Origin of the sequence: Ramlibacter sp. (genome assembly GCF_035706265.1) — a bacterium.
In the GTDB taxonomy this organism is placed as follows: Bacteria; Pseudomonadota; Gammaproteobacteria; order Burkholderiales; family Burkholderiaceae_C; genus Ramlibacter.
The window spans coordinates 1-9,692 of sequence record NZ_DASSVG010000622.1; the positions used below are offsets into that span (position 1 = coordinate 1).

9 protein-coding genes are annotated in these 9,692 nt (G+C 70.5%); 5 read left to right on the forward strand and 4 right to left on the reverse strand.

Annotation, left to right across the window (positions count from 1 at the left end; all coding sequences use genetic code 11):
- Window positions 1-234: 234 nt before the first annotated feature.
- Window positions 235-990, reverse strand: a complete 756-nt coding sequence (locus tag VFM98_RS22285) for a spermidine synthase (protein ID WP_325112084.1) — start codon at window positions 988-990, stop codon at window positions 235-237.
- 179 nt (window positions 991-1,169) lie between these two features.
- Here VFM98_RS22285 and VFM98_RS22290 point away from each other — a divergent pair, with 179 nt between their 5' ends.
- Entirely contained in the window at window positions 1,170-2,120 is a 951-nt protein-coding gene (locus tag VFM98_RS22290) for a hypothetical protein (RefSeq protein ID WP_325112085.1), read from the forward strand.
- Between the two features lie 248 nt (window positions 2,121-2,368).
- Here VFM98_RS22290 and VFM98_RS22295 read toward each other — a convergent pair whose 3' ends face one another.
- Entirely contained in the window at window positions 2,369-3,223 is an 855-nt protein-coding gene (locus VFM98_RS22295; protein ID WP_325112086.1) for a TatD family hydrolase, read from the reverse strand.
- 114 nt (window positions 3,224-3,337) lie between these two features.
- Here VFM98_RS22295 and VFM98_RS22300 point away from each other — a divergent pair, with 114 nt between their 5' ends.
- Genes VFM98_RS22300 through VFM98_RS22315 form a run of 4 tightly spaced genes read left to right on the forward strand, consistent with a single transcriptional unit; the run spans window position 3,338 to window position 7,399 of the window.
- Window positions 3,338-4,330: a S1C family serine protease gene (locus tag VFM98_RS22300; protein ID WP_325112087.1), complete on the forward strand. Its 993-nt coding sequence runs from the start codon at window positions 3,338-3,340 to the stop codon at window positions 4,328-4,330.
- A gap of 34 nt (window positions 4,331-4,364) precedes the next feature.
- Window positions 4,365-5,372 carry a MoxR family ATPase gene (locus VFM98_RS22305; protein WP_325112088.1) on the forward strand — a complete coding sequence of 336 codons (1,008 nt, stop codon included), beginning with the start codon at window positions 4,365-4,367 and terminating at the stop codon, window positions 5,370-5,372.
- Entirely contained in the window at window positions 5,353-6,342 is a 990-nt protein-coding gene (locus VFM98_RS22310; protein ID WP_325112089.1) for a DUF58 domain-containing protein, read from the forward strand. The genes VFM98_RS22305 and VFM98_RS22310 overlap by 20 nt, the downstream gene beginning before the upstream one ends.
- Before the next feature lie 16 nt (window positions 6,343-6,358).
- A complete protein-coding gene (locus VFM98_RS22315) occupies window positions 6,359-7,399 on the forward strand; it encodes a VWA domain-containing protein (protein ID WP_325112090.1) in 1,041 nt (346 codons plus the stop codon).
- A gap of 189 nt (window positions 7,400-7,588) precedes the next feature.
- Here VFM98_RS22315 and lolD read toward each other — a convergent pair whose 3' ends face one another.
- Together lolD and VFM98_RS22325 are read right to left on the reverse strand one after the other, a co-directional pair.
- Complete coding sequence (gene lolD / locus VFM98_RS22320; protein ID WP_325112091.1) at window positions 7,589-8,311, reverse strand: lipoprotein-releasing ABC transporter ATP-binding protein LolD; 723 nt, start codon at window positions 8,309-8,311, stop codon at window positions 7,589-7,591.
- Window positions 8,304-9,557 (reverse strand): lipoprotein-releasing ABC transporter permease subunit, encoded by a 1,254-nt coding sequence (locus VFM98_RS22325; protein ID WP_325112092.1) that lies wholly within the window; start codon window positions 9,555-9,557, stop codon window positions 8,304-8,306. The genes lolD and VFM98_RS22325 overlap by 8 nt, the downstream gene beginning before the upstream one ends.
- Between the last annotated feature and the right edge of the window lie 135 nt (window positions 9,558-9,692).

Below are 9,692 nucleotides of genomic sequence, written 5' to 3' on the forward strand. Positions count from 1 at the left end.
GGCGTGCGGGCGGAGATCCTCGGCTTGGGGTGCGCGCTCATGCTCGCAATGGTAGCGGTGGCGGGACCGGACGAAGGCCGGACGAATACCGGACGCAAAGGACGCAAAGGTTCCGCAAAGGACGCAAAGAATGCCGGTCAAGGAATCCATTCCTTCTCGATGGATGTCCTTTCGCGTCCTTCGCGTACCCTTTGCGCCCTTTGCGTCCGGCTGTTGGAAGTTGGAAGTTGGACTTCACTCCACCGGCTTGAACACCCGCAGCCACTTGCGCGCCGGCAGGCCCCAGCGCGACGCGATCACCTCGGCGCGCGCGGCCAGCTCGCCGCGCACCGGGTGGGCCGGCTCGCGCAGCGCCAGCACCACCGTGTTGCCTTCGCGGGTCGGCCGGAAGGCCCAGACCGCCTCGGGGCCGAAGGCGGCCTGGATCCGCCGGACGCTGCGGTCGTAGCTGGAGGAACGGCCGAACAGGTTGACCGTCATGCAGCCGTCCTCGGTGAGCAGGCTGCGGCAGTGGCGGTAGAACTCCTCGCTGTCCAGGACCGGGGCGGCCGCCTCGTGGTCGTACAGGTCCACCTGCAGCGCGTCGACCTGGCCGCGCCAGTGGGAGTGCGCCACCACCTCCTTGGCGTCGCCGAGGATCACGGAGAGGCGTGCGTCGTCCTTCGGCAGCTTGAACCACAGCCGGCAGGCCGCGATCACCTGCGGGTTGAGCTCGATGGCGGTGGTCTTCATCCGCAGCCGGCGGTGGCAGAACTTGGTGAGCGCCGCGGCGCCCAGGCCCAGTTGCATGGCATGGCGCTTGGGCACCGTCTGCGGCTCCACGAACAGCAGCCAGGCCATCATGCGCTGGACGTACTCGAGGTCGATGGCGAAGGGATCGTCCAGGCGCATGGAGCCCTGGATCCATTCCGTGCCGAGGTGGAGGTAGCGGGTGTCGCCGTGGTCGGAGAAGTTGACTTCGGGCAGCGGCGCGGGCGGGGGGGATTTCACGGCCGGGCATTATCCGCGCCGGGGCGGGGCCGGCCGTTCGGGGCCGGCCGGGGCCCGGTCGTCGCATGGGCGCGGGCGGCGTCTCACGCGGGTAGAGGGGCCGTGACGAATATCACGCGGCTCCCGGGCCATGCACTGGAGAATCGTTCGCATCCGGGCTGCCCGCTGCCGTTCCAGCGATGACCGAATTCATGACCTCCACCGGCGAGAGCAAGCCCGGCGCCCTGCCCGAGCCGCGGCAGCGCCCCAGCCGCACCGCGGCCCTGAGTGCCGCCGCGAAGTCGATCGCGACGCCCATGCGCTCGGCGTCCGCGCTGGCGTCGTCGGCGCACCAGGTGCTGCACGGCCTGGAGAGCCGGCGGGTGCCGCGCCTGGGCCAGGTGCGCGAGCGGGTGCAGCAGGCCGAGGCGGGCTGGGACCTGCGCGAGCTGGAGCAGGCCCTGCACGCCTTGCAGGAGGCCAGCGCCGCGGTCGATTTCCTGCCGGGCCGCGGCCGCAGCTTCCCGGCCGCCGAATTCCGCCGCCAGGCGGGCATGGTCGGCGGGGCGGCCAAGCGCCTGGCCCATGCCAGCCTGCACTTCATCGGCCGCCATGCCGCCGAGGGCACGGCCACCCGGCTGCTGTGGGCGGAGCTGATGATGGAATCGCGCGCCATCGACAAGCGGGTGCGGCAAGGCCTGGCGTGGCTGCGCGAGATGGAACAGGAGCTCGCCACCCGCCGCGCCGCCGCCACGGCGGAGGTCTCGCAGCGGGCGCTGCAGGAGCTCGGCCGCCGCGGCGAGGCACTGGCGGACAAGCTGCACCTGGTGCAGGGCGTGTGCGGCGCCGCCCGGGCCGCCCGCAACCTGGGCGACCAGGCCCAGGCGCACCGCTCGGCCCTGGGCACCCTGCTGCAGGAGGAGGTGCGGCCGGCCAGCGTGAGGCTGCAGCAGCAGCTGCAGGCACTGGTGGAAGCGTGCGATGTGCGAGCGCCCGAGCCGGCGCAGCTGCTGGTGGCGATCGACAGCCGCCACGCGCTGGAGGTCGCGGCCACGCGGGCGGCCGCGGAACTGCAGCACCTGCAGGCGCTGCAGGGCGAGCTGGCGACGCAGCTGGGGTGGATGGCGCAGAAGGAGAAGCCGCTGGGGTAGGCTGGTGCTGACGGGCGCGCAATGCGGGCTGGCTGGCGCTGACGGGCGCGCAATGCCGACTGGCTGGCGCTGACGGGCGCGCAATGCGGGCTGGTAGGCTGGTGCTGACGGGCGCGCAATGCGCGCCGGGAAGCCCAGCGCTTCGCGGCGCTCGCGCATCGCTGGGCTTTCGCTATCGCTCCAGCCCCAGCCTACGAGACAGCGCCATTAGCCTACGAGACGGCGCCAGCGTACGAGACAGGGCCAGCCTACGACCCCGGCCCGGCTCCTTGCTGCAGGAGCGCGCCCAGCCGCGGCAAGACCGTGCACGCATTACGCGTCGTTACCGCCGCCAACTCCTGCAACGACACCCCGCGCAACTCCGCCAGCACCGCCCCGATCGCGGGCAGTTCGGCCGGCTCGTTGCGGCCTTGGGGCTGGCCCGCTGCCCGCTCTTCGGCGGTGCGATACAGCCACCGCGGCGGGATGTCGGGCGCGTCGGTCTCCAGCACCAGCGCCTCGGCCGGCAGCTCGCGCGCAAGGCGCCGGACCTGCAGGGCCCGCTCATAGGTCACGGTGCCGCCGAAGCCGAGCCGGAACCCCAGCTTCACGAACTCGCGCGCCTGCTGCAGGCTGCCGTTGAAGGCATGGGCGATGCCCGCCACCGGCGTGCGCCGCAGTTCGCGCAGCAGCTGGTCGGCCGAGCGGCGCACGTGCAGCAACACGGGCAGGCCATGGCGCTCGGCCAACCGCAGCTGCTCGCGGTAGAAATGTTCCTGCCGCGCGGCGTCGAGGCCGGGCACGAAGTAGTCGAGGCCGATCTCGCCCACGGCCACCAGCCGCGCATCGTCGCGCGCGGCGGCGAGGGCCCGGTCGAGCACTGCGAGATCCTCGTCCGTCGCGCTGCCCGTACACAGGGGATGGATGCCCAGCGCATAGCTGTCGCCATGCCGGTGCGCGAGTTTGCGCACTGCATCAAAGTTGGCCGGCAGCACCGCCGGCACGACGCAGTGCAGCACGCCGGCGGCGCGCGCCCGCTGCCGCACGGCCTCCTGCTCGCCCTCGAATTCCCCCGCGTCGAGGTGGCAATGCGTATCTATCCACATAGGGGTTTCCACATCCATCCATCATGATGGCGCAAGCCGTGCAGAGCCCGGGAAACCGTGATACCGTGTGCCATCGCCAGGGCTGCATCGGCGTGGCCCGCGCGTTTTTCCGGACAGCCCGAGGATCACCGCATGCGCAGGCCAGCCCTTTACAGTTCCAGCCGCCCTGCACGGCCCGCGGCGGCCGACCAGCCCGGCCCGGCCGCCGCCGAGCCGCAGCCCGAGGCGGCAGCGGCGCCCGTGCGCAAGCGCCGCTTCGGCATCTCCGCCTCGAGCCCCGCGCTGCTCTGGAGCGCGATCCTGCTGCTGGGCGTGGCGCTCGCCATGAGCCTGGCGCTGCGGCCCATGCCGCGCAAGCTCACGCAGGAGGACATCAACGCCGCCGTGCTCAAGACCATGGAGACGAAGGTCATGCCCTCCGAGTACTCCCGCGCGTACGAGAACGTGCGGCCGGCGGTGGTGCGCGTGGTGAGCTACGTGAAGAAGAGCCGCCTGAAGGACGCCGAGAGCAAGCTCGCCAACAAGACGGCCAAGCCCAAGCCGCTCGGCCCCGCCACCACCGACCAGACGGGCGAGAGCGACGAGGTCGAGAACGGCGTCGGCACCGGCGTGGTGATCATCGACAAGGGCGTGATCCTCACCAACCTGCACGTCGTGCACGGGGCCGACCACGTGCGCGTGGTGTTCTACGACGGCCTGGAGGCGGATGCCACCATCACCGGCGTGCAGGCCGAGAACGATCTCGCCGTGCTGCAGGCCGCCAAGATCCCGGACGACCTGATCGCCGCCACCATGCGCTCCACCAGCGACCTCGGCCCCGGGGACAAGGTGATGGCCGTGGGCTTCCCCTTCGGGATCGGGCCCTCGGCCTCCGGCGGCGTCGTCTCCGGTCTCGGTCGCGTGTTCCGCTCGCCCGAGGGCAAGCAGGAGATGAAGAACCTGATCCAGTTCGACGCCGCGGCCAACCCGGGCAACTCGGGCGGGCCCCTGGTCACGATGGATGGCGAGGTGGTGGGCATCGTCACCGCCATCCTCAACCCCACATCCGCGCGCACGTTCATCGGCATCGGCTTCGCCGTGCCGATCGAGAACGCCGCCTCCGCCGCCGGGCTGCCGCCGTTCTGACGGCCGCCTTCTCCTTCCAGCCGCAAGAGGTTTCATGGACACCACTCCCCGCACCGACAGCGCCACGGCGCAACTGATGGAACAGATCCTGTACGAGGTCAAGCGCGTCGTCGTCGGGCAGGACAGGTTCCTCGAAAGGGTGATGGTCGCCATGCTGGCCCAGGGCCACCTGCTGGTGGAAGGCGTGCCGGGCCTGGCCAAGACGCTGACGGTCAAGACGCTCGCCAACACCATGCGCGGCCAGTTCAAGCGCATCCAGTTCACGCCCGACCTGGTGCCGGCCGACCTGGTGGGCACGCGCATCTACAACCAGAAGACGGGCGAGTTCGCCACCTCGCTCGGCCCGGTGTTCGCCAACCTGCTGCTGGCCGACGAGATCAACCGCGCCCCGGCCAAGGTGCAGAGCGCTTTGCTGGAGGTGATGCAGGAGCGCCAGGTCACCATCGCCGGCGAGACGCACAAGGTGCCCAGCCCCTTCCTCGTGATGGCCACCCAGAACCCGATCGAGACCGAAGGCACCTATCCCCTGCCCGAGGCGCAGGTGGACCGCTTCATGATGAAGGTGCTGGTGGACTACCCCACCGACGAAGAGGAATTCGTGATCGTGCAGCGCGTCACCGGCCCCTCGGTGGACGTGACGCCCGTGGCCAGCACCGAGCAGCTCGCCCAGCTGCAGCGCGAGTGCCGCGAGATCTACGTCGATCCCTCGCTGGTGCAGTACGCCGTCAAGCTGGTCTCGGCCACCCGCACGCCGGAGCGCCACGGGTTGAAGGAGCTCTCGCGCTTCATCACCTACGGCGCCAGCCCGCGCGCCACCATCAACCTCACGGAAGGCGCCCGGGCGCTGGCCATGCTGCGCGGCCGCGGCTACGCGCTGCCGGAAGACATGGTCGACCTCGTGCCCGACGTGCTGCGCCACCGCGTGGTGCTGTCGTACGAGGCGCTCTCCGAAGGCCTGAGCTCCGATGCGGTGGTGCAGAAGATCATGGCCAAGATCCCGCCGCCCGCGAAGCCGCTGGAACATGAAAAGCTGGTGGCGTAAGACCCCCGAGCCGGCCGCCGCGCCGGCCGCGCCCGCCGCGCTGCCTGCCCACCACGCGGAGCACGTGCTGCGCCGGCTGGAGTGGAAGGTGATCCGCCGGCTCGACGGCCTGCTGCAGGGCGACTACCGCACCCTGCTGCGCGGCACCGGGCTGGACCTGGCGGACCTGCGCGAATACCAGCTGCACGACGACGTGCGCCACATCGACTGGAACGTCACCGCCCGCATGCAGGCCCCCTACGTGCGCGTGTTCACCGAAGACCGCGAGATGTCGGCCTGGTTCCTGATGGACCTGAGCCCCTCGGTGGACTTCGGCTCCAGCGAGCTGCGCAAGCGCAACGTGTCGGCCGAGTTCGTCGCCGTGCTGGCGCGCCTGCTCACCAGCCACGGCAACCGCGTCGGCGCGCTGCTGTACGGCACCGGGGTGGACACGGTCATTCCCACCCGCACCGGCCGCCGCCACGTGCTGCACCTGCTGCACAAGATGCTGGACCGGCCCACGGCGGTGGAAGGCCAGGTCACGCGCCTGAAGGACCTGCTGGCCTCCGCCGCCAGCATGATCAAGCGCCGCTCCACCGTGTACGTGGTGTCCGACTTCATCAGCGAGCCCGGCTGGGAGAAGCCCCTGGCCCAGCTCGCCCAGCGCCACGAGGTCGTCGCCGTGCGCGTGCTCGACCCGCTGGAGCTGGAGCTGCCCGACCTCGGCCTGCTCACCCTGCGCGACGCCGAAACCGGCGAGCAGGTGGTGGTCGATACCCACGACGCGGGTTTCCGCAAGCGCTTCGCCCGCATCGCGGCCCAGCGCGAGTCGGAGCTGCGCGAGGCGCTCACCCGCAGCAACGTCGACGCCCTGGAGCTGTCGACCGACGCCGACCTCGTCGACGCGATCGTGCGCTTCATCGAGATGCGCAAGCGCCGCAGCCAGCTGGCTGCCGGCAGCCTGCCCGCGCACCTGAAGCGCGTCGCCTGAATTCCGGAGATCCGCCATGCAATTCCTCTGGCCCCAATTCCTCTGGCTGCTGCTGGCCCTGCCGCTGCTGGTGGGGCTGTACCTGCTGCTGCTGCGGCGCAAGAAGAAGATGGCGGTGCGCTACGCGTCGCTCACCTTCGTGAAGGAGGCCATGGGCCGCGGCCAGCAGCTGCGCCGCCACGTGCCGCCGGCGCTGTTCCTGCTGTCCATGGTGGCGCTGGTGCTGGCCGCCTCGCGGCCGGTGGCGGTGGTGACGCTGCCGTCCAACCAGCAGACCATCATCCTCGCCATGGACGTATCGGGCAGCATGCGCGCCACGGACGTCCAGCCGAACCGGCTGGTCGCGGCGCAGAACGCCGCCAAGGCCTTCATCAACGAGCTGCCGCGCACGGTGAAGGTCGGCATCGTCGCCTTCGCCGGCTCGGCCCAGGTGGCGCAGCTGCCCACCACCAACCGCGAAGACCTGGTCACGGCGATCGACCGCTTCCAGCTGCAGCGCGCCACGGCCACCGGCAACGCCATCGTGATCTCGCTGGCCACGCTGTTCCCCGACCAGGGCATCGACCTCGAATCCATGCAAAGCGGGCGCGAGCGTCCGCGCGGGCTGGCGATCGACGCCGAGAAGAAGGAGAAGAAGGAATTCCAGCCGATGGCGCCGGGCTCCTATCCTTCCGCCGCGGTGATCATGCTGACCGACGGCCAGCGCACCACCGGCGTCGATCCGCTCGAAGCCGCCAAGCTCGCCGCCGACCGCGGCGTGCGCGTCTACACGGTGGGCATCGGCACGGTGGACGGCGAGACGATCGGCTTCGAAGGCTGGTCGATGCGCGTGCGGCTGGACGAAGACACGCTCAAGCAGATCGCCAACAAGACCTCGGCCGAATACTTCTATGCCGGCACCGCGCAGGACCTGCGCAAGGTCTACGAGGCCCTGAGCTCCAAGCTCACGGTGGAGAAGAAGGAAACCGAGATCTCCGCCCTGTTCGCCATGGCCGCCGCCTGCCTGGCCCTGCTGTCCGCGGGGCTGTCGCTGGTGTGGTTCAACCGGATCCTGTGAGCGGGCCAGTCGTTCCGCGCGCTGGGCGCCTGCCCCTCGTAGGCTGGCGCTGAGCGCCTTGCGGAGGCGAGAGCCTCGGCAAGGCCCGAAGCCCAGCGCTTCGCGGCGGCCGTGCATCGCTGGGCTTCCGGCGCGCGTTGCGCGCGGTCAGCGCCAGCCTACCAGCGGGCCGCGCCCGCTCCAAGCGCCTTACCCCAACCGCCCCGAACTGAGCCGCAGCGTCCGCCCGCAGCGCGCGGCGAGTTGCTCGTCGTGCGTGACCATCACGAACGCCGTGCCGCGCTCGCGGGCGAGGCGCAGCATCAAGGCGAACACCACGTCGGCGGTGCCGCGATCGAGGTTGCCGGTGGGTTCGTCGGCCAGCACGCAGGCCGGATGCGCCACCAGGGCGCGCGCGATGGCCACGCGCTGGCGCTCGCCGCCGGAGAGTTCGGCGGGGCGATGCATCATCCGCTCCTTCAGGCCCACCGCGGCCAGCATCTCGGCGGCCTGCTGGTGCACCTGCTCCACCGGCAGGCGCCGGATGCGCAGCGGCATGCCCACGTTGTCCAGCGCGCTGAACTCCGGCAGCAGGTGGTGGAACTGGTAGACGAAGCCCAGGTGCTGGTTGCGCAGCCGCCCCTGGGTGGCCGGATCCAGCGTCGAGAGCTCGCGCCCCATCAGCTGCACCTTGCCGCTGGTAGGCGCGTCCAGCCCGCCCAGCACGTGCAGCAGCGTGCTCTTGCCGGAGCCCGAAGCGCCCACGATGGCGAGCGTCTCGCCGGCATGCACTTCGAGGTCGACGCCGCGCAGCACCTCGACGTCGAGCCCGCCTTCGCTGAAGCGCTTGGTGAGCCCCTGGCAGGCCAGCACCACGCCGGTGTGCGGCTGCACTTCGGCCAGCGCAGCCTCGGGCAGCGCGATGTCATTCATAGCGCAGCGCCTCCGCCGGGTTGACGCGGCTGGCACGCCAGCTCGGATACAGCGTCGCCACGAAGGCGAGCACGAGCGAGATCAGCGCGATCGGCACGATGTCGTTGGCCTGCGGGTCGCTGGGCATGCGGCTGATCAGGTAGATGTCCTTGGGCAGGAAGCTGGCGTTGAGCGCGTGCTCCAGCGCCGGCACGATCACGTCGATGTTCACCGCCACCAGCAGCCCGAGCAGCAGGCCGGCCAGCGTGCCGATCACGCCCACGGCCGCCCCCTGCACCACGAAGATCCCCATGATGCTGCCGGGGCTGGCCCCCAGCGTGCGCAGGATGGCGATGTCGGCGCGCTTGTCGGTCACCGTCATCACCAGCGTGCTCACCAGGTTGAAGGCCGCCACCGCGACGATCAGGGTGAGGATGATGAACATCATGCGCTTTTCCAGCTGCACGGCCGCGAACCAGGTGCGGTTCTGCCGCGTCCAGTCGCGCACCAGGAAGTCGCCCGAGAGCGTGTTGGTGAGCTCCGCGGCCACTTCGCGCGCCTTGTTGAGGTCGCGCAGCTTCAGGCGGATGCCGGTCGGCGCTTCGAGCCGGAAGATGCGCTCGGCGTCCTGGATGTGCAGCAGCACGAGCCCGCTGTCGTATTCGAAATGGCCGGAGTCGAAGGTGCCCACCACCGTCATCTGCTTCAGGCGCGGCACGACGCCGGCCGGCGTGACCTGGCCGCCGGGCGCGATCAGCGTGACGGCATCGCCCGCTTGCACGCCCAGGTTACGCGCCAGCTCCGCCCCCAGCACGATGCCGAACTGGCCCGGCACCAGCTTGTCCAGCGTGCCTTGCGACGTGGCCGCGAGGTCGGTGACCTGCGACTCCAGCTTCGGATCGATGCCGCGCACGATGGTTCCGCGCATGTCCTCGCCGCGCGCCAGCAGCGATTGGGTGGCGATGAAGGGCGCCGCGCCCACCACCTCGGGGTTGCGCCGCACTTCGGCCAGCGTGCGGTCCACGTCCTGCAGCACGCCGCCGCCGGGGCCGTACACCTCCACGTGCGAGACCACGCTGAGCATGCGGTCTCGCACCTCCTTCTGGAAGCCGTTCATCACGGAGAGAACGATGATCAGCGCCGCCACGCCCAGCGAGATGCCGAGCATCGAGACGCCGGAAATGAAGGAGATGAAGCCGTTGCGCCGGGTGGCGCGGCCGGCGCGGGTGTAGCGCCAGCCCAGCACGAGCTCGTAAGGAAGCGCCATTCGCCCCGTTTCAAAGAACTTTGGTCATGAACCGGGATTGTGGCATCCCCGACAATACGGCTGTGTCAGACGGAGTCCACTTGCTCGTTCCCTTCGCCCACTGCCGGGTGGAGGCCTGCCGCGAGGCCCTGCGGG